Genomic DNA, 21565 nt, shown 5'->3' with positions numbered 1-21565 from the left:
AGCAGCACTTACTGCTGCCTATGTAGCGCCAAGAACAGAAACAGAAGAAAAGCTGGCCCACATCTGGCAGGAGCTGCTGGGGGTGGAGAAGGTAGGGGTGGAGGATAACTTCTTTGAGCTGGGAGGAGACTCCATCATCACCATACAGCTGGTGAGCAGGGCCAGAAGAGAAGGCTTTACATTCCAGCCCAGGGATGTGTTCGAGCACCAGACCATTGCCTCGCTGGCAGGAGTAGTAGCAAAAGAAGCAGCCATAGAAGCAGAGCAGGGAGTGCTGGAGGGAGCAGCAGGCTTACTGCCCATCCAGCAGTGGTTCTTCGGGCAGGGCTATGCACAGCCTAACCACTTCAACCAGTCGCTGCTACTGAAGGTAAGCAAGGAGCTCACCGAAGAAGCACTGGATAAAGCAGTCAAAGCCATAGTAGCCCGTCATGATGCCCTTCGCTTCCGCTACAGCCGGGAAGCAGGCGTATGGCAGCAGGCATATGGCACAGGGGAAGGGGCACTGATCAGAGAAGATCTTACTACAGTTAAAGCAGAAGAACTTAGCAGCCGCATAGAGGCGTGCTGTGAAAAGTACCAGCAGAGCCTGGAACTGGAGCAGGGCGAGCTCTATAGAATGGTGCTGCTGCAAACCCCAGGGCAGCAAGAGGCAAACAGACTCTTGCTGGTGATCCACCACCTGGCCGTAGACGGGGTAAGCTGGCGCATCCTGCTGGAAGAGCTGGAGCAGGGCCTGCAGATGATCAGCCAGGGCAAAGCAGTAGCACTGGGCGCAAAGAGCAGCTCCTACCGCCAGTGGCAGGAGGCCCTGCAGGCGTATGCAAAGACAAAGGCCATTCGTCAGCAGGACTACTGGCAGAAGGTAGCCAGGGCTGATTTTAGCCTACCTGTAGACAAAGAAGTAGGCGCTTCCCTGGTAAAGGATCAGCGAACAGTAAAAGTAGCTCTGGATGCAGCGCTGACACAGGCCCTGCTCACGGAGGTGAATAAGGCATACAACACCCGCATCGATGACATCTTACTGGCAGCCCTGACAAAAACCCTGGGCAGCTGGAGCAGCCAGCAGCAGGTGGTCATCGGGCTGGAGGGGCATGGCAGGGAGGATCTTTCTTCACAGCTGGACATCAGCAGGACCATAGGCTGGTTCACCAATCTGTACCCGGTGCTGCTCTCGCTCAAAGAAGCAGAGGAGGCATCAGAGGTGATACAGACGGTGAAGGAACAGCTTCGGCAGGTGCCGGACAAGGGCCTTGGCTGGGGAGCCCTGCGCTACCTGCATCCGGATGAGGGGGTGCGGCAAAGCCTCTCCACCGAAAAACCATTCCAGCTTACCTTCAACTACCTGGGACAGCTGGATAACAGCTTGAGCAACAGTAAGTGGTTTGCCGGGGCTCCAGAGTCTTCTGGCCATGATGTTAGCCCGGAAAACAGCATTGATACCAAGTTGGGCGTTAGCGGAAGCATTTCTGCCGGTAGGCTTAACATTGCCTGGAGTTATGCTTCTAATGAGTATAAGCAGGAAACTGTAGAGGCGCTGGCAAAAAAATACCTGGAAACGCTTACAGAACTGATCAGGCACTGCAGCCAAAACACAGCTCCACGCAAAACACCTTCTGATTATGGACTGGGAGGTAAAGTAAGCTACAAAGAACTGGAGCAGTTCCTGCAGATGGTGTACGATGAAAAACCACTCGGGGAGCAAATCAGTGCGCTCTATGGGTTAAGTCCGCTGCAGGAAGGCTTATTGTTCCATGGCCTGTACGACAAAAGATCTCAGGCGTATGTGGAGCAGATGAGCTGCCGCATAACAGGTCTGGAGGTAGAACCCTTCAGGGCCAGCTGGGCCTATTTAGTGCAAAAGCACAGCATCCTTAGAAGCTCTTTCCACCAGGAGCTGGGCGTACCGGTACAATGCGTACACAATGCGGTTGCCCTGCCTTTTGAGGTGATGGATTATCGCCACCTGTCCGGGGAGCAGCAGCAGACAGCAGTGAATGTGTTCAAAGAAGCCGACAAGCGTGAAGGCTTTAACTTCAGCAAAGCGCCCCTGCTGAGGCTCACCCTCATCAGGCTAACCGATGATGCATGGCAGATGGTATGGACACACCACCACCTGCTGCTGGATGGCTGGTCGATGCCGATCCTGATGCAGGAGCTGCTTAGCACTTACGATGCACTTACTGCGGGAGCAGAATCACTTACTGCGGGAGCAGAACCTTTGCAGCCGGAGGAAGATCGCTACGAAGACTTTATCCGCTACCTGCAGAAAAAGGATCCGCTGGAGGCAGAACTATTCTGGAAAGAGTATTTGGAGGGCGTAGAAGAACCTACCCTGCTGCCATTTGTGAACAGCAAACAGGACAGAACCAAAGGCGGTGAGGAATACCGGAGGGAGAAACTGGTGCTGGAAGCGGAGCTCTTTGCGGCCCTCCAGGAGTACAGCCAGGAAAATCGCCTTACCCTTAACACCCTTATGCAGGGGGTGTGGGCTTACCTGCTTTCCGCTTATACCGGCCAGCAGGATCCAGTCTATGGTGTTACCGTAGCAGGCAGGCCAGGTGAGCTTGCCGGATCTGAAACAAGGGTTGGCTTGTACATTAACTCACTGCCACTGCGCACCACTATAAACAGGGAGGGCTATGTAAAAGACTGGCTAGCAAAACTGCAGGAGGGGCACACCCATGGCCGCGAGCATGCCCACACACAACTGTCGTCCATGCAGCACTGGCTGGGGATAAAGGGAGACCTGTTCGATACCCTGTTGGTATTCGAGAATTACCCGGTGGGAGAGGTATTCTCCCGGAACCAGGGGCTGCAGGTAGATAGCCTGGAAATGGATGAACATACCAATTACCCCTTGTCGGTCATGATTCAGACCGGCAAGCTGCTTACTGTTGAATTTGGTTACAATGCCAGCCTGCTAAGTAAAGAGGTAGTGCTGCAGATTAAATCTCATTTTGCCTGGGTACTGGAGCAGTTTGTGAGCAAAACAGACCTGAAGCTGGATGAGCTGGAATTGGTTACAGCACAGGAGCGCCTGCAACTCACAGAAGAATTCAACCAAACAGCAGTTTCTTATCCTAAGGATAAAACCCTGGTACAGCTATTTGAAGAGCAGGTTGCCAGAACACCTGATGCAATGGCAGCAGTATTTAAGGCAGAAACGCTTACCTACAGGGAGCTGGATGCGCGCGCAAACCAGCTGGCAGCTTACCTCCGCAAGAAAGGGGTAAGAGAAGAAAGCCTGGTGCCGCTCTGCCTGGATCGATCACTTGAAATGCTGGTAGGGATTTGGGGCATTATGAAAGCTGGTGGCGCCTATGTTCCGGTAGATCCTTCGTATCCGCAAGACAGGATCAGCTTTATGCTGGAAGATACCAGGGCAAGCCTGGTCCTGAGCAGCAGCAGTACCGCCGGATTGCTGCAGGGAAAAGCCAGGGAACTTGTGCTGATGGATAGGGACTGGAGCCAGATTGCACAAGAGCCGGCTGTAAAACCTGAAACAGCGCTGCGCCCTGCAAACCTGGCCTATGTGATCTATACCTCGGGCTCTACAGGCCGGCCAAAAGGAGTGCTGGTAGAGCATGGGGGTGTGGTGAACCTGGCCCTAAGCCAGGGCGATGCCCTCCGCCTGAAAGCGGGAGACAGAACCCTGCAGTTTGCCTCCATAGGCTTTGACGCCTCCTGCTACGAAATATTCAACACCCTCATGAGCGGAGGCTGCCTGGTAATGCCTACACGGGAGGATGTACTTTCGGTAGAAGGTATCAGCAGGCTTATTAAGCAAAATGATGTTACGGTAGTAGTGCTGCCGCCTTCTTACCAGCATGTGATCAGGGAAGAGCTTAACTCTTTAAAATTGATTGTTTCAGCAGGAGAAGCCTTGAATATAGAGCTGGCTGAACAGATACAGGCCAAAGGCATTCGCCTGGTAAATGCTTACGGACCAACAGAAAATACAGTATGTGTAAGCTTATCAGATAAGCCGGTGCTGAAAAACGGAACCGTTACAATTGGAAAACCCATCCATAATGTCAGAACCTATGTGTTGGATAAGGCAGGCAAGCTGTTGCCAACTGGGGTTCCGGGAGAGTTGGTGGTAGGCGGCGTTCAGGTGGCCAGGGGTTACCTGAACAGGCCGGAACTATCAGCAGAAAAATTTGTGGCCGATCCGTTTACACAGGAGCCCGGAGCCAGGATGTACAAAACAGGTGACCTAGTAAGATGGCTGCCGGATGGAAACCTGGAGTACCTGGGCCGCATAGACGACCAGGTGAAAATCAGGGGCTACCGCATAGAATTAGGTGAGGTAGAAAACGTGCTGCAGCAATGCACAGGTGTTAAGCAGGCTGTAGTACTGGCTAAAGCAGATGCAACAGGCAGTAAACGACTGGTGGGTTATGTAGTGGCCGAGGGCGCTTATCACAAAGAAGCAATTCTACAGCAGATGAAGGCCAAGCTACCCGATTACATGCTTCCATCGGTATTGGTGGAGCTGCAGGCGCTTCCATTAACAACCAACGGAAAGGTAGATAAGAAAGCTTTGCCGGCGCTGGAAGCTACCGGAATGCGAACAGCTGCTTATGTAGCACCCCGCACAGAAACAGAAGTAAAACTGCTGTCTATCTGGCAGGAGCTGCTCAAAGCAGATCGAATAGGCATAGAAGATAACTTCTTTGATGCCGGGGGAGATTCCCTGCTTGCCATACGTCTCACCAGCAGGGTTAAGCGAGTATTCAGCCTGAAAGACCTGCCGATTGTGGAGCTGTTCAGAAATCCAACAGTACAGCAGCTGGCAAGGGCAATTGAAGAAAAGGCCTCCAGTACTTCGCAGCAGGGAAATAGCCATCTGCATTTACTGCAGCCCGAAGGAGCAGGAGCACCTCTGTTCATTGTGCCGGGCGTATTTGGCATCAGTGACCCCTATCATCAGCTGGCAGAGGCTTTTGGTACCGATCAGCCGGTTTATGGCATCAGCATGCAGGGCGTATTCGAGGGAGAAAGCCCGCTGCATAGTATTGAAGAAATAGCAGCCAAAAACATCCAGTGGATTAAAGCAGTACAGCCAGAGGGGCCTTATAACCTGGTGGGGCATTCCTTTGGAGGTGTGGTGGTGTATGAAATGATTCGACAGCTTGAAAAGCGAGGAGAATCTGTAAACATCGCAGCCGTGCTTGATTCCACCCCTGATAATAAGCTAAGCGATGGGGAGAAGCGGGAGCAAATCATTTCTATGGTAGAGGGTATCGTCAAAAGTGAATTTGGCGTAGGCTACCTGCCCAAGAAGTGGAAGCAGAAGATCAGGAAAGAACTTCCTGTGGGCTCCTTTGAAGAACTGCTTGCTTATGTGAAAGATACCATCAAGCGTAACGGACTGAAGTTCAATGATACAGAAGCCCTGGAAAGGCTGTTCCATGTCATATTTGTCAACATGCACATCAAGTACCGTCCTGAAGGTAAAATCAGTAAAAAACTGATACTGATGAAAGCCATGGATAGTGACTGGAACGGCTATGATCCTAGTCTTGGCTGGGCTAAAATCACACAGATGGTTCAGGTGGTAACAATTGATGGCGATCATGAAAGCATGCTAAAGAAAAAGCATGCGAGACAGCTGGTGAAGGAGTTAAAGCAGCTGGTGTATGGAAAAGAGAAAGCCGATTCCTGGAGAGATAAAGCTGCGAGGTTTTTCCAGGGAGAATAGTGATTTGCTTTTAAAATATCAGTGAAGTGCTGGTCTCTTTGCTGATATTTTAAGGGTAGATAAGCTTACCTGCTCATGGATCTGAATGCTGAGCAAATGGAGTTTGTAAGGAGCCGGATTTAGTTTATTAAAGCTGCTCCACAAAGTGAATGAGAATTAAAGGATTCAAGATTAAAAAATCAACTATGGAAAGCGTAGAAAAGAAAGTAAAGATATTTGCAATCCCCTTTGCTGGTGGTAGCAAATACTCTTACAGGGTGTTGCACGATTATGTTCCATCTCATTTTAGCTGGGAAACAATAGAATTGCCTGGCCGGGGAGCCCGCATCCATGAAAATCTGCTCATGGATATTAATAAAACAGCCGATGATGTTTTCAACCAGATCCGCCATCGTATCAATGGACAAGATTACATTATCTATGGGCACAGCATGGGTACTTTGTTAGGCTATGAGCTAACAAAAAGAATTTTACAGGCGGGCCTCAATCCACCAGTCAGTTTATTTTTTACCGGACGGGGAGCACCCGGGGTAAGAGAGGAGATTAAGATTTCCGGCTTTGGAAGAGAAGCATTCTGGAAGGAAATCAAAGACCTGGGAGGACTGCCAGAGGAAATTCTGCAAAATGAAGAGATGAAGGATTTTTTCGAACCCTTTCTGCGTGCAGATTTTAAAGCAGTTGAAGACTATGAGTACCAGCCTATGGAAAAGCCCTTTCCCATTCCTTTATTTGTGAGAATAGGAAGTGATGAGCTGGTTTACTGGAAAGATGCCTTGAAGTGGCAAAACGAAACACAGTACGAGCTCAATCTGAAAGCACTGCCAGGGGATCATTTCTTTATTTTTCAGTACCCAGAATACATCATTATGCAGATTGTGGAATCTTATACAATAGCTAAGGAACTGAATAGTAAGGTGCTGGAGATAGATGATGTTCAAACTATTTAAACCGGGATGCAATAGAAAAACCTGTACACAATCCGAATACTGCTGATAATTATTTCAGACACCTTTTGCCTGAAAGAGGCTAAACTATTGGTTGAGGTCTGGAAAATTTATCAGCATTAACAAACCATTTTTTATACTTCAACATCATTTTTAACTCCTATAAATGAATAAGCAATCCAAGCTTTTCAATAAAAACTTTTTATTGCTATGGCAAGGGCAGTTTGTGAGCCAGCTGGGCTCACAGGCATTTGCCATTGCCATGATCTTCTGGATAAAGCACCAGACAGAATCAGCCACTATTGTGGGTACCATTTTAATGCTCTCACTGTTACCACAAATACTACTGAGTCCTATAGGTGGTACCTTTGCAGACCACTACTCCAGGAGAAATATAATTGTTGCCTGCGATCTGCTCATTGGGGGCTTTATGGTAGTTCTGGCCTGTGGCTTTTTCTTTTTTCCAGAGGCAGAAAGCTTGTTATTTACAGGTGTGGTCATTGCATCAGTGCTCATTTCTGCTACCAAAGCTTTTTTTAACCCGGCAGTAGTAGCGGCTATTCCTGATATAGTTCCGAAAAAAAAGGTAGCTGCGGCCAATTCCTCCATGCAGGTACTGGTGCAAATATCAGCCCTGTTGGGACAGGGGGTGGGAGGTGTTCTGTTCAGGATACTGGGAGCGCCTTTGCTCTTTCTGCTTGATGGTATTTCCTACCTGTTTTCGGGCATACTGGAATTGTTCATCAAGATTCCAAGAGTGGTAGAGCAAAAAGATGCCAATGCAAAAAGAACCCTTAAAGCTTTCAGGGAGGATACAGTTTCAGGACTAAAGGCCATTCTGGAAAACAAGGGTTTGAGGGCAACCTTTATCATCTTTGCCCTGCTTAATTTTTTTGTGGCACCGGTTTATGTTATTCTTCCTTTCTATGTAGAAGATGTATTAATGGCCACTACCGATTGGTATGGTTATATCGCAGGTGTATTTGGCTTAGGATCAGTTGTAGGGTATCTCATTGTGGGTGTTGTTAAAGTTGAAGGGAAGGCTCGTAAAAATGCCATCATCTTTTCCTTTGTCTGCAGCTCAGTATTGTTTCTGGCCCTTAGCAGCATCAGTTTGCTCTGGGTAGCCTTAATGTCATTTGGCCTGATCGGTGTTCTGAATGGATTTATTCAGATCAATGTTTTAACCCTTATTCAGATGAGCATCAAATCTGAAATGAGGGGGAGAATTTTAGGGAACCTGATGACGCTGACCTCCGGAGTGGTACCGCTGTCGCTGGCCTTATCCGGTATCATCATAGATCTGCTGGATCAGCGGGTAAGGCTAATGTTTATGTCCTGCGGTATCATTTTAGTGTTGCTTTCTGTATTCATGCTCTTCCATAAAAATTTCCTGGAGTTCCTTGCTTCTACCCCTGCCGAAGAACCAGAAGATGAGCACCTAAGCCTGAAGGAAGAGGAAATAGCTATGTAAGAGGGGCAGCAGAGGTTGCAGCTGCGCATGGGTGTGTCTGTTAGGCCTTGGCAGATTTCGCAGTATCCCCATAAAATATTTATGCCTGTACAGCTGCCATTAATCTGCACACAGGGGGATTCTCTCTGGGCAATGTTAAGCTTTTACGCTAGCGGGGGGCGGCTGCTAGTCAAAATCTATTTGCCGAACTGTTACTTCAGAAGAATCAGAATCGGTGGCAAGGTAAGAAACGTAATCCCGGTCCAGGCTTAGTGGAATTAAGTGCCATTTTTCATTATTAACAACAGCCTCCTCGTTCCTGATCAACACTTCCTTCAATGGAATGCTTAATCCTTCGCCAGATGCTTTGATGATTGCTTCCTTCTGGGTCCATAGTTTATAAAATTCATGAAAGTGATGAGGAGAATTTAATATTTTTTCCCATTCCTGGCCATTGAAATAATCCTGAAAGTCATTCAGTTCTGTTGCTCTCACTTCTTCGATATCTACACCTACTTTCTGAGTTTTGCTTATTGCGCAGAGCACATATTCTCCTGAATGGGCAATGTTAAAATCAAAGCTGGGGTCAAGGTAAGGCCGCTGATGGGCTGAATATTTTAAATCGGACAGATTGTATCTGTTTAGTTGCAGATACTCAAGCCCATGTTTCAGCAGTAATTTTCCGTACAGACTCCTCTGCGCATCTTCCCAGTTTCTGTACTTCAGAATCTGGTTCTGAAATTCAGCAGGTAGCTGCTCCAGGTACTTCTGGTATTTCATGCTGATGGCAGCACGACTGTTATAGAACACGTAAATCATGAAGAAAAAATGGTCTCGTTACGGTAAAAAGTTATTCCGGTGGAGATGAGAGAGAGAGAACAGAGGAGTAGTAACAAATCAGAATGGTTGCTTTGGAACAAGAGCAGGAATTATAAAAGTGACCCTGGATGGCCGTTAAAAAATCTTAGCTATTGCTGTAGAATAATTAATAAAATGAAAACAATCAAACGCCCACAAATGCTTCTGGATGCAAAAGAACCAGCCTAACAAAGCACTTCATACAGTAATATAATTTAATTTCAGGCACAATGTTTTTATGCAGGTGCCCCATTTTTAGAATTTATTATTTCTTAATTAAGCTGACGTACAGGTAATGTTGGTACGTCAATTAATTAATATGAATTTGCAAAAAAAACAGCTTGAGCATGGTAAAGTAACACCAGACAAGGTATGGATTGAAGGAGCCCCATCCAGTTAGACGCTGGATCGTTACATCAGAAGTAAAAAACAGAAAAGCCGCTACTGTTAATAGTAGCGGCTTTTTGATTGAATATTGCTTATTTACTGAATGAGTACTGCTTAATCAGCAAACTTGCTGGCGTAACGCTTACGCTCGTTCTCATCCAGGTATATCTTACGCATACGGATAGCCTTAGGGGTTACCTCTACGTACTCATCTTTCTGAATGTATTCCAGGGCTTCCTCAAGAGAGAAGTTTTTCTTTGGAACGATCTTCGCACTGTCGTCAGTACCAGATGCACGTACGTTGGTAAGTTTTTTACCTTTCTGTATGTTCACAACCAGGTCGTTTTCGCGGCTGTTTTCGCCAATTACCTGGCCAATGTATACTTCCTCGCCCGGATCAACAAAGAAAGTACCGCGGTCCTGCAGCTTATCAATGGCGTAAGCGGTGCCTTTGCCTGTTTCTGAGCTAATGAGCGAACCGTTAGAACGCTCCGGAATGCTGCCTTTATATGGTTGGTACTCCTTGAAGCGGTGCGTCATGATGGCCTCACCGCTGGTAGCAGTAAGCACATTGTTACGCAGGCCAATAATACCACGGGCAGGAATCTCAAACTCAAGGTGCTGTAAATCGCCTTTAGGTTCCATGATCTTAAGCTCACCTTTACGCTGGGTTACCAGTTCAATTACCTTACCGGCACTTGTTTCAGGTACATCCACTACCAGGAGTTCAATTGGCTCATGGCGCTGGCCATCGATCATACGGAAAAGCACCTGAGGCTGACCTACCTGCAGCTCATAACCTTCGCGGCGCATGGTTTCAATCAGTACACTCAAGTGAAGTACACCACGGCCATACACCAGGAATTTATCTTCCGTGTCAGTCTCTTCAATGCGAAGGGCCAGGTTCTTTTCCGTTTCTTTGAAAAGGCGGTCGCGCAGGTGGCGTGATGTTACAAACTTACCCTCTTTGCCAAAGAAAGGAGAGTTGTTAATTGTGAAGAGCATACTCATGGTAGGCTCATCGATAGCAATACGCGGCAGGGCTTCAGGATTTTCAGCACTGGTAAGGGTATCACCAATTTCAAAAGCCTCAAGGCCTACAACAGCACAAATATCACCACATGGAACTTCGGAAACTTTCTGACGGCCAAGGCCTTCAAAAATCATCAGTTCTTTAACTTTGGTCTTCTTAACAGAACCGTCTTTTTTGGTTAAGGCCAGCTGTGCACCTTCTTTAAGGGTTCCCTGGTATACCCTGCCAATGGCAATACGGCCAACAAAGGCATTGTAGTCCAGCGAAGTGATCTGCATTTGAGGTACACCCTCGCGGATAGGAGGGGCAGGAATTTCTTCCAGGATGGTATCCAGCAGCGGCGTGATATCGTTAGAAGGCTCACGCCAGTCGCGGGAGAACCAGCCATTTTTGCCTGAGCCGTAAAGTGTTTTAAACTCCAGCTGCTCTTCAGTAGCATCCAGGTTAAACATCAGGTCGAAAACCTCTTCGTGCACCTCATCGGGGCGGCAGTTTGGTTTATCAACTTTATTAACAATAACAACAGGTTTCAAACCTAAACCAAGGGCTTTGCTTAGTACAAAGCGTGTTTGTGGCATGGTGCCCTCGAAAGCATCCACCAGCAACAAAACACCGTCAGACATTTTCAATACCCGCTCTACTTCACCACCAAAGTCGGCGTGACCGGGAGTATCGATAATATTGATTTTAACTCCCTTGTATGTAACGGAAACATTCTTGGAAAGAATTGTAATTCCACGTTCACGCTCAAGGTCGTTGTTATCCAGAATCAACTCTCCGCTTTCCTGATTGTCGCGGAACAGGTGTGAATAATGGATGATTTTATCAACCAAGGTTGTTTTTCCGTGGTCAACGTGCGCAATAATTGCAATATTGCGGATTGAAGAATTTACCATAGTAGCTTTAGAATAGCGGCGCAAAGGTACAAATTATCTTTGGTGTTAACAGCACACTTTGCCTTAGAAATATAAGGTAAAACACATTATCTGAACAATTTGTGCCATAAATATCAAATTTCATTACATAAGCCCTTTCTGACATTGTATTTTTTTTATTTTTATAGCTTCATAAGCCTATTTTGGCAGCTTTTAATTTCCAAATTCTGTGATGGTGAAGCAGAAGATCAATTCTTCATGTTTGAATAATACATTCTCCTTAGCTCATTGGCTGTGGCTGAGTATGTTGTTTGCATCTTTCCCTTTTGTCGTGCAGGCACAGGGTGGTGACCGCAAGCAACTACCACAGAACTTTGAGTACTATAAGGATAAAGTTGCAGAAATAAAGGGGGAAGACCTTACACTGGCGCGTCAGTATGCCGATTCGATGCTGCGGGCAGCGGCAGTTGCTCTGGACAGCCTGAAAATGGCCGAAGCCATGAAAAATGTTGGCGACCTGAACAGTGATGCAGGGGAATATGCCGAAGCAATCAAATGGTTTCACAGAGGCCTTTCGCTTGCCAACCAGGTAGGAGACCGTAGCATGGTGGTGCGTATTCACAATAATCTGGGTGGTGTTTATCTGAAAACCGCCAATTACGAAAAAGCATTATCGCAGTACAACAGGGCCTACAGCCTGGGCAGAAGCATTCTTTCTCCTCTACAAAGAGCCACGCTGCTGAATAACCTGGGTATTATCTACCGATACCTTAAACAATACCAGCAATCAAAGCTGTACCTCACGGAGGCGCTGGAGCTGTACCAGCAGCAGGAAAACATCCTGGGTATTGGCCAGGTATACAATAACCTGGGTATTTTGGCCCAGGAGCAGGGAGAGTTTGAAAATGCAGAAGAATTTTACCTGAAAGCCAAGGCTTTAAGTGAAGATAATGAAAGGCCAACAGGAGTTGCGTATGCTTCTTCTAACCTTGCCAGCATTTATATAGAGCAAAAATTGCCAGAGAAAGCATTGCCCTATTTGTATAACTCTGCAAAAATAAAGAAAGAACAAGACGATAAGCTGGGACTCATCAACACCTACAATTATCTGGGTAAAGCCTGGATGCAGATGGGAAGAGCTGATTCGGCAATATACTACTATAAGAAAGGTAGTTTATATGCTGATTCAATTGAGAACGTAAGTAAAAAAATTGAGGTGCTTAGCGGGCTGGCACGAGCCTTTGATCAGCAGGGAAAAACCGGTAACCTTGGCTTACTCTACACCCAGATCATTAACTTAAAAGACAGTTCCTTTAACCAGGAAAGAGCAGCTCAGCTTGCTATTGCACAGGCAGAGCTGGATATGACCAGGAAAGAAGAAACAATCAAGGTATTAACGGAAGAAGCAGAACAAACCTCGCTCAAGTTAAAGACCCGGGAGTTGATTCTGCTTTTCTCGGTGCCCATGGTGATCCTACTGGCAGTTTTCACTGTTTTTTATGTACGCAGGTTCAGGAGTGAGCGCACAGCGCACAGGCAGTTGTTGCTGCGCCACGAGGAAATCAGGGCACAAAAAGATAAAATTGAGCAGCAGCACCAGACTATAACGCATCAAAATCTTGAGTTGCAGCAGGCAAACAAGCTTATTGAACACTACAACAGTGAACTGCAGCTGGTAAACGAGCAGTTAGAGGATAAAATCCGGGAAAGAACCCGTGCACTGGCCGATACCTATCGTAAATTATCATTCCACATCAATAACACTCCACTGGCGGTGCTGGAGTGGAGTAAAAATCTAACACTGGTGCGCTGGCCCGAGCAGGCAGAAAAGATCTTTGGCTTTAAGGCACAGCAGGTGCTGGGGTCCCCGGCAAGGGATTTGTCTTTCATGAAAGATGAGCAGCATCAGGCTTTCCTTGAAAGTATTCGCCAGGGGCATGTGGGTTTACAAACCAGGCAGCACAGCTTTCAGCAGGTGTACCAGCGTGCAGATGGCGACATTATTTTTGTAGAATGGAGCCATTCAGTGCTCACAGATGAAATGGGTCAAATAGAATCTGTGCTAAGCATTGCCAATGATGTTAGTCTGCGTGAAAAGGCATACCAGGAAACCTCTCAGATCAACGAAGAGTTAGATACCTTTATCTATAAAGCATCGCACGATTTAAGAGGCCCTATTGCCAGGATGCAGGGAATCATAAACCTGGGTAAGATTGAATCAAGTGACCCCCAGGCCCATTTCTATTTTGATCTGCTCAACAGGGTTTCCAACGAACTGCATAACCTGCTCATGCGCCTGCTCATGGTGCACAACATTCATCAGCACATGCTGAATATAGAGCATATCTATTTTTACGATTTTGTGGAAAATCTTATTCAGGATATGCCGGCACAGCATAAAAAGCAGGCATTTACCTTCCAGAACCAGATACCACAGAACCTGTCAATTCTTTCAGACAAAAACCTGCTGAGCATTATTCTGTTAAACCTGCTGGACAACAGCCTCACCTATGCCGATAACCATAATCCTTTTATAGTGGTTAATGCTAAGGTGGTTCATGGCAACAAGCTTTCTTTCTCTGTGCAGGATAATGGTCCCGGTATTGCCGAGAACCTGCAGGAAAAAGTTTTTGATATGTTCTTCCAGGGTTCTACCAAATCCACAGGCATGGGCTTAGGCCTGTACATGGTGCGCAAGGCGGTACGCAAGTTAAATGGAGATGTAAAGCTGGAGCGCAAAGATGGCCTGACCACCTTTAGTGTGCTGCTGCCAGAGTCTGAAGTAATGCATCTTATACCCGCGCCAGAGCCTGTAAGGATTTAGTCTGTCTGTTTTTTTAGCATTTCCGGCGGCAGACCTTTAATATTTTTATACTTTTGGAAAAATTTTTAGGAATGACAAATAGATTCCAACGTCATACTATTACTGCTGCATTACCCTATGCCAACGGTCCGGTGCACATTGGTCACCTGGCGGGGGTGTATGTGCCTGCAGATATATATGTACGTTACTTACGTAGCAAGGGAGAGGATGTGCTCTTTGTATGCGGCTCCGATGAACATGGGGTACCCATTACCATCAGGGCACAAAAGGAGGGGGTAAGCCCCCAGGAGGTGGTGGATAAATACCATGCCATCATCCGTGATTCATTTCAGCAGTTTGGTATTTCTTTCGATGTGTACTCCCGCACCTCGGCACCCGTACATCACCAGACAGCCTCTGAGTTCTTTACCAATCTGCACAAAAAAGGAGTATTTGAGGTAAAGGAAAGCGAGCAGTACTACGATGAGCAGGCCAGCCAGTTCCTGGCAGACCGTTACATAAAAGGTACCTGCCCCAATTGCGGCTATAACGAGGCTTATGGCGACCAGTGTGAACGATGCGGCACCAGCCTGAGTCCTTCAGACCTGATCGATCCGCGTTCCATGTTAAGCGGGGCTAAACCTGTACTGCGCACCACCACGCACTGGTACCTGCCCCTGCAGGACTTTGAAGGCTGGCTGCGTAAGTGGATACTGGAAGACCATAAGGAGTGGAAGCCCAATGTATACGGACAGTGCAAAAGCTGGATAGATCAGGGGTTGCAGGCACGGGCGGTAACCCGCGACCTGGACTGGGGAGTGCCTGTTCCTTTGCCGGAGGCAGAAGGAAAAGTATTATATGTATGGTTTGATGCACCTATCGGTTACATATCTGCAACCAAAGATTGGGCAGAGCGCCATGGTAAAGACTGGCGGCCTTACTGGCAGCAGGAGGATACCAGGCTACTTCATTTTATTGGTAAAGATAATATAGTTTTCCACTGTATTATTTTCCCGGCCATGCTGAAGGCACATGGAGCATACACCCTGCCTGAAAACGTGCCTGCCAATGAATTCCTGAACCTTGAGGGCAATAAAATATCTACCTCCCGTAACTGGGCCGTGTGGCTGCACGAATACCTGGAAGCTTTTACAGGCAAGGAAGATGTGCTGCGTTATGCCCTTACCGCAAATGCACCAGAAACCAAAGACAATGACTTTACCTGGAAGGATTTTCAGGCGAAGAACAACAATGAGCTGGTGGCCATTTTGGGTAACTTCGTGAACAGGGCTATGGTCCTTACTCATAAGTATTACGAAGGTAAGCTGCCGGAAAGAGGGGAAATATACAGTGCTGAAAAAGAGGTGCTCACTCAATTGTCGGTTTTACCCGGAAAAGTAGCCGATGCGCTTGATAATTTCCGTTTCAGGGAAGGCCTGGCCGCCATGATGGAGCTTGCCCGCCTGGGTAATAAGTACCTGGCCGACACCGAGCCCTGGAAACTTATCAAAGAAAATCCGGAGCGGGTAAAAACCATCATGAACCTGAGCCTGCAGATAGCTGCTAACCTCACCATTGTTGCGGCTCCGTTTCTGCCACATACTGCAGAAAAACTCCGCAATATGTTACAGTTGCCATTACTGAGCTGGCAGGAGGCGGGCAGGGATGATCTGTTACCTGCAGGAGCACAGCTTAACCCGGCAGAACTATTATTTCAGAAAATAGAAGACAGCGTTGTGGAAGAACAAATTCAAAAACTGCAAAACACTAAAATAGCAAATGAAGCAGCTGCTGCTCCTGCAGGAACATTGGCTACTCCAGCCTCTGAAGGAGCGGCTGAGGGTACTGCAGCAGCACTAGCGCAAGCCGGCAATGCACCAGCAGCTGAAGTTGCGCCAGCTAAGCCTGAAATTGTGTACGACGATTTTGTTAAGCTGGATCTGCGTGTGGGAACTGTACTTTCGGCGGAAAAGATGAAAAAATCTAAAAAGCTGCTGAAGCTACTGATTGACACAGGTATTGACCAGCGCACAATTTTAAGTGGCATTGCCCAGCATTTTGAACCAGAGCAGCTGGTAGGCCAGCAGGTAATGGTACTGGTAAACCTTGCCCCAAGACCAATGATGGGAGAAGAATCTCAGGGAATGGTGCTCCTGGCAGAAGATGCCAGTGGAAAGCTGGTGCTGGTGAAGCCAGAAGCTAAAGTAAACAATGGTTCTTCCATCAGTTAAGCAGGTGTTTTATATTCAGCATTCAATTATATGAGAAATGGCAGCCCCAGGGTTGCCATTTCTATTGTTTTATCACCAATATTCTAACCTTCATGTAACTTTAACCTTGCCTGCACTATTAAGTTAAGAGATGTCGTAGAATGAGCATTTGCAAATAAATACTTATACATTCTTACAAATGGCGGAGAAGGGGATTGATAGCTTTGTTCTGCTGCGATTGCATGTTGAAGCGCAGGAGCTTGCTAATGGTTACAGGTATTTCTGTTTGCTCATAATGGGTGGTGATAGTTGTATCGTGATCGAATTCGGGGCCAATCGCCAATAGGCTTATATGCTTGCAGCTTTCACACCTGTCTCCATGATTTACAAAACCATCTATATGCCCGTCGGCATGCCTGCCATGGTCGTTTGTTATAAGTAGAGCTGTTTTGTCTTTGTATTGCTCATGTTGCTGAATGTAATTCCAGAGCTCATACACTAGGCTGTCTGTTTCTTTAATACTGTAAAGGTAGCCTGGCCAGTTATTGGCGTGGCCTTTGGCATCTGGTCCGGAAAATTGTACCATCATCAGGTGAGGCTGGTAATTATCTATGGTATTCAATACTTCCTGAAGGGTTTCCGCATCACTTCTGTTGCGGCCATGGTTACCACAATTACTCATAGGCTGGAATCGTCCGCTCCATTCGCTATGCTGTGTGTCGGCAAGTGCCTTTAGTTTGGCTTTACTGGAAATAATTGCTGCTTTGGTTGAATCCAGACCAGTTTGTTTCAGGTAGTGTTGTAAAACTGAAGGTGCTAACGGATGCTGGGAGCCGTCATTACTTATTTGTTCGTAGTTACCAGTTAAAATGGCTGTGTGTCCTGGTAGGGTGAGGGTGTAGCCTTCATTCTGAAAGTTAGAGAAGAAAGTGCCCTTTGGGGCTAATCTCTGCGACATGTAAGGAATATGCGATTGGCCGGGCAGGCCCCATGTTTCTGAAAACCTTGGTCCATCAATAACTACAACTATTACATTTTCAGTCAGCTGGCGTGTTACTGCATCGTCAGGAGGCGTGGGTGTAACCATTGCACTATCATCTGAACATGCATACAAGCTTATAAATAAAATAAGATGCAATATCAGGGTGAGTAAAGTTTCTTTCAATGTATCCATATTCCCTTGTAGGTATTTTTCTAATTCTAATTTGGTGAAATAATAAGTTGCGATATCTGTGCTTTTTAACCAGATATTACTTCAGCAAGTAATTGAACAAGGGAAGATAAAATTGAAAAAATAGAGAGGGTTACTTTAATTTATATGTGTTTTTCTTAACAAATGTTACAATTGAGTGCAAATAATGTAAAAATAGTAGGCATGGCATATAACTATAGAAAGATTACCGTTATTGCAAATGAGCCAGCCTCTAAGTTTTTGTTTGGCTTTGTTTCATTGAAAATCACTGTAATATGTTAGTGAAATGATGGAGCGTTTTTACTGGTGTTTTGGTGTGCTGCTTGTAATGCTGGGTTGTTCAGGACCCGGCTGGGTGCAACATGCTACGGAAGAAGGAGAAGTAGTGCATGCTGTGCCTGATGCTGTAATTCACTACCCGGGCGATGCAGAAAAGGGCTTGAACTATCTGCTGAATGCCAATTACATTGGCTCCGGGTATCCCCTGGAGCTGATGCCAAAAAACTTTAAGGCAAAGCTTGATACTGCTGACACAAAGGCTACACGCAGCAGGCTGGAACCAGAGTTCAATTTTGTGTTGGACGAGCGGCGTAAGGTTTGGATTGTGCAGAAGAATTGCTTTACCTGCCATGGAGGGCCATTCCAGGGGGAGTACACCTACGGCCTGGGGAATACTGCTGGCGATTTTACTGATAAACCTGGCTTAACATCAAAACTACTGCCAGCCATTGCCGCTAAAAAGCTAGGGAAAGATACTGATGCTCATAAAGCCTTTACAGATGTATGGCAGTACCTGCGGGTTGTAGAGCAGGAAGCTGTTACCCCGGTCAAGGGAGTTAATCCTGCGTTCAGAATAGAGGAAGCCTGCGTGATGTACAGAAATCCTGCTGATTTAACTTATGTGGAGGCACCCAATTTTACAATGGCAGCAGGACCGGTGCCGGTGGCTGATGTACCCCCGCTCTGGAATGTAGATAAGAAAAGAGCTTTATACTATAATGGCATGGGCAGGGGAGACTTCAGAAAACTGCTGATGCAGGCTTCTGTGCTGGGTATCAAAGACAGTACCGAAGCCAGGAAAGTCTTTAACCAGTTTCATGATGTAGTAGCCTGGGCTGCCTCATTGCAGCCTCCCAAATGGCCTGGCAATATAAATAAAGCACTGGCCATAGAGGGAAAGGTATTATTTGCCGATAACTGCGGAAAATGCCACGGCAGCTATGGAGATAAAAGCAGCTACCCCAATAAAATAATTCCACTTTCGAAAATTGGTACCGACCCTTATTATGCCAGGTATTTTTACAAGCATTCAGGCCTGGTAAACTGGTACAATAACAGCTGGTATGCAACCAGCAGTGCACCCTCACAAATGTTGCCTTCCCTGGGCTATGTTGCACCACCGCTGGATGGCGTATGGGCTACGGCTCCCTATTTACACAACGGTTCCGTACCTGACCTGGAAAGCCTGTTAAACTCAGAAAGCCGCCCCACACGCTGGCACCGCTCAGCTGCGGCTCAGGCAAATGGTGACGACTATGATTTTGAACGGGTAGGCTGGAAGTACAAGCAATCCACTAAAAGTAAGGGAAAACTGGTGTACAATACCACAAAGCCAGGCTATGGCAATGCCGGCCACACCTACGGTGATAAATTAAGCGATGCCGAACGCAAAGCAGTGATCGAATACCTGAAAACCCTGTAACAGCTAGTCGTTAAACTGGCTCATGGTGCGGGCAATACCAGTGGTGCAGAAGCCCATGATCATGTCGCAGGCCCTGTCGAGCAGGGGCAGCAGGGCATCCATTTGTTCCTGTGGAAAGTTGCCCAGTACATAATCTACCTGGCGGCCTTTGGCATAATCGCTCCCAATGCCGCAGCGTAGCCTGGCATAGTCCTGCCCCCCGGTTAACTGTTCAATATTAGTAAGGCCATTATGGCCAGCGGCAGAGCCTTTCTGGCGCATGCGCAGCTTTCCAAAGGGTAGGGCCAGGTCATCAGTCACCACCAGTAGGTTTTCTTTTGGTACCTTAAGCTCCTGCAGCCAGTAATTAACCGCTTTACCGCTAAGGTTCATATAGGTATTGGGCTTGATGAGCGTGATCTGGCGGCCTTTAAACTTTATCTCTGCCTTATCGGCATAGCGGGCGGTGGTAAAAGCTGCTCCTTCACGGTCTGCAAGCCGGTCCAGCACCAGGAAACCAATGTTATGGCGGGTTAGCTCATATTCGGGGCCGGGATTGCCCAGGCCTGTAATCAGGAATTTCATGCTGTAAAAATAAAAAATCCTGCCGACAGCTGCCGGCAGGATTTGAAAATATCAAAAATCTCTTGATTATTCTGTTTTGCCACGAAGTGCACGTGGAATTTCCACAGTTGCAATTGGAGTAGCAGGTGCGTTCAGAATCTGGTAGTTCTCAGGTTTAACATCACTCACACGAGCAGATTTACCTAATTCAAGACCGCTGATATCAACGGAAATAAAGTCAGGCATATCTTTAGGCAATGCTTTGATCGTAAGCTTGCGCAGCTTAAAGATAAGCTTACCACCAGCCACTACGCCTGGAGATGTACCTTCTGTGCGAACGGGAACGTCCATTTTCACTGGCTTGCCTTCAAAAAGCTGAAGAAAGTCAGCATGCAGGATCATTTCGTTAACAGGGTGGAACTGCACATCCTGAAGAACGGCATTGTATTCCTTGCCTTCGATATTAACTTTTACAAATGCTGCATCCGGAGTATAAACCAGATCCTTGAACAGGTACGCAGGGGTATGAAAGTGGATTTGATCCTGGCCGCCGTACAGTACGCATGGAACACTTCCCTGTGCTCTAAGGTCTCTGGATTCGGTCTTGCCGAGATTTGCTCTGTTATACCCTATAATCTCAACAGTTTTCATAAGATAGATAGTTATAAATAAATAGAAATTGAATACTTAAATGAAAAGGGAGCTAATGGACCCGTGAGTCATCAGCTTTTGAATGGCATCTGAAAACAGGTTAGCAACTGTTAACACTTTAATTTTGCTGCTCTCCTGCTTAACGGGAATGGTATCGGTTACCACCAGTTCCTCTAGTACTGAATTTTCGATGTTCTCATAGGCCTTGCCAGAGAGTACAGCATGCGTACACACCGCTCTTACACTGCGGGCACCTTTGTCTAGGATAATGCCTGCAGCTTTGCAAATAGTTCCGGCAGTATCCACTAAATCGTCTACCAGCACAACATCAGCACCTTCCACATCGCCAATAACCTGCATGGAGGCTATTTCATTGGCCCGTTTGCGGTGCTTGTCGCACACAACCATATCGGCCTGAAAATATTTGGCGTAGGAGCGAGCACGTGCAACACCGCCTACATCCGGAGAGGCAAATACCAGTTTATCCAGGTTAAGCGCGCGCAGGTAGGGTACAAAGATGGCGGAGCCATCCATATGGTCTACCGGAACATCGAAGAACCCCTGGATCTGGCCTGCATGCAAATCGCACGTCATGATGCGGTTGGCACCGGCTGCCATCAAAATGTTTGCAATCAGTTTAGCACCAATAGCCACCCTGGGTTTGTCTTTGCGATCCTGGCGGGCATAACCAAAGTAAGGGATTACACACACCACGTTATGAGCACTGGCCCTGCGCGCTGCATCAATCATCAGGAGTAGCTCCATGATGTTATCTGCCGGCGGGAAAGTAGACTGGATCAGGAAAACCTCGCTGCCTCGTACAGATTCATTGAAGCTGGGAGACATTTCTCCATCGCTGAACTTTTGAAGGGTGAGGCTGCCAAGAGGTTGACCGTAGGCTTCGGCAATCTTTTCTGCCAAGTAGCGGGATGAATCACCTGAAAAAAGTTTAACCGGGGTCATGGCGCAATGGGTTGGGGCTAAAAAGAGGAATCCCGATCGCAAGGACCGGGATTTTATAGTTGACCTACTAGGGCTCGAACCTAGACTCTTCTGAACCAAAATCAGACGTGTTGCCAGTTACACCATAGGTCAGTATTTCTTTCCTCAATCAGGGCTACAAAGGTAAAGTTTTTTATTCTTTGGAGCAAAATCTGATTTCGAAATTTTTTCAGATTATTTTCTGATTATTTTTCAGAACCTCTTC

At 46.9% G+C, this 21565-nt stretch carries 12 protein-coding genes and 1 tRNA gene; 6 read left to right on the top strand and 7 right to left on the bottom strand.

Going from position 1 to position 21565, the window contains the following annotated elements; translation table 11 throughout:
* From KWJ01_RS21910 to KWJ01_RS21900, 3 genes are all read left to right on the top strand, one after another.
* Window positions 1-5707 (top strand): amino acid adenylation domain-containing protein (locus KWJ01_RS21910; RefSeq protein WP_224999253.1); only part of this gene is annotated, 5707 nt, incomplete at its 5' end.
* A gap of 185 nt (window positions 5708-5892) precedes the next feature.
* Window positions 5893-6654: a thioesterase II family protein gene (locus tag KWJ01_RS21905; protein WP_224999252.1), complete on the top strand. Its 762-nt coding sequence runs from the start codon at window positions 5893-5895 to the stop codon at window positions 6652-6654.
* A gap of 163 nt (window positions 6655-6817) precedes the next feature.
* On the top strand, window positions 6818-8125 hold the full coding sequence (locus KWJ01_RS21900) for an MFS transporter (protein ID WP_224999251.1): 1308 nt from the start codon (window positions 6818-6820) through the stop codon (window positions 8123-8125).
* A 165-nt stretch (window positions 8126-8290) separates the two neighbouring features.
* On the opposite strand, the gene KWJ01_RS21895 is transcribed toward KWJ01_RS21900, so the two are convergent.
* Window positions 8291-8923 (bottom strand): 4'-phosphopantetheinyl transferase superfamily protein, encoded by a 633-nt coding sequence (locus KWJ01_RS21895; protein ID WP_224999250.1) that lies wholly within the window; start codon window positions 8921-8923, stop codon window positions 8291-8293.
* A gap of 540 nt (window positions 8924-9463) precedes the next feature.
* Window positions 9464-11278, bottom strand: a complete 1815-nt coding sequence (typA, locus tag KWJ01_RS21890) for a translational GTPase TypA (RefSeq protein WP_224999249.1) — start codon at window positions 11276-11278, stop codon at window positions 9464-9466.
* Window positions 11279-11561: 283 nt separating this feature from the next.
* Here typA and KWJ01_RS21885 point away from each other — a divergent pair, with 283 nt between their 5' ends.
* On the top strand, window positions 11562-14081 hold the full coding sequence (locus KWJ01_RS21885; RefSeq protein ID WP_224999248.1) for a tetratricopeptide repeat-containing sensor histidine kinase: 2520 nt from the start codon (window positions 11562-11564) through the stop codon (window positions 14079-14081).
* A 71-nt stretch (window positions 14082-14152) separates the two neighbouring features.
* Window positions 14153-16291: a methionine--tRNA ligase gene (gene metG, locus KWJ01_RS21880; RefSeq protein WP_224999247.1), complete on the top strand. Its 2139-nt coding sequence runs from the start codon at window positions 14153-14155 to the stop codon at window positions 16289-16291.
* 172 nt (window positions 16292-16463) lie between these two features.
* Here metG and KWJ01_RS21875 read toward each other — a convergent pair whose 3' ends face one another.
* Window positions 16464-17384, bottom strand: coding sequence for a sulfatase-like hydrolase/transferase (locus KWJ01_RS21875; protein ID WP_224999246.1), 921 nt, complete (start codon window positions 17382-17384; stop codon window positions 16464-16466).
* A gap of 364 nt (window positions 17385-17748) precedes the next feature.
* On the opposite strand from KWJ01_RS21875, the gene KWJ01_RS21870 reads away from it, so the two are divergent.
* Entirely contained in the window at window positions 17749-19164 is a 1416-nt protein-coding gene (locus KWJ01_RS21870) for a c-type cytochrome (protein WP_224999245.1), read from the top strand.
* 3 nt (window positions 19165-19167) lie between these two features.
* On the opposite strand, the gene pth is transcribed toward KWJ01_RS21870, so the two are convergent.
* The 4 genes from pth to KWJ01_RS21850 form a co-directional block, all read right to left on the bottom strand.
* Entirely contained in the window at window positions 19168-19728 is a 561-nt protein-coding gene (gene pth / locus KWJ01_RS21865; RefSeq protein ID WP_224999244.1) for an aminoacyl-tRNA hydrolase, read from the bottom strand.
* 66 nt (window positions 19729-19794) lie between these two features.
* The gene (locus tag KWJ01_RS21860; RefSeq protein ID WP_224999243.1) at window positions 19795-20358 is read right to left on the bottom strand and encodes a 50S ribosomal protein L25/general stress protein Ctc; all 564 of its coding nucleotides are present in this window, start codon (window positions 20356-20358) and stop codon (window positions 19795-19797) included.
* A gap of 36 nt (window positions 20359-20394) precedes the next feature.
* Window positions 20395-21321 carry a ribose-phosphate pyrophosphokinase gene (locus KWJ01_RS21855; protein WP_224999242.1) on the bottom strand — a complete coding sequence of 309 codons (927 nt, stop codon included), beginning with the start codon at window positions 21319-21321 and terminating at the stop codon, window positions 20395-20397.
* 59 nt (window positions 21322-21380) lie between these two features.
* Window positions 21381-21453 (bottom strand) — tRNA-Gln (locus KWJ01_RS21850).
* Window positions 21454-21565: the final 112 nt, after the last annotated feature.

It is taken from the genome of Cesiribacter sp. SM1, assembly GCF_020178975.1.
Lineage (GTDB): Bacteria > Bacteroidota > Bacteroidia > Cytophagales > Cyclobacteriaceae > Cesiribacter.
Note: the sequence above shows the minus strand (reverse complement) of the source record. Positions and strands in the feature narration are given on the sequence as shown.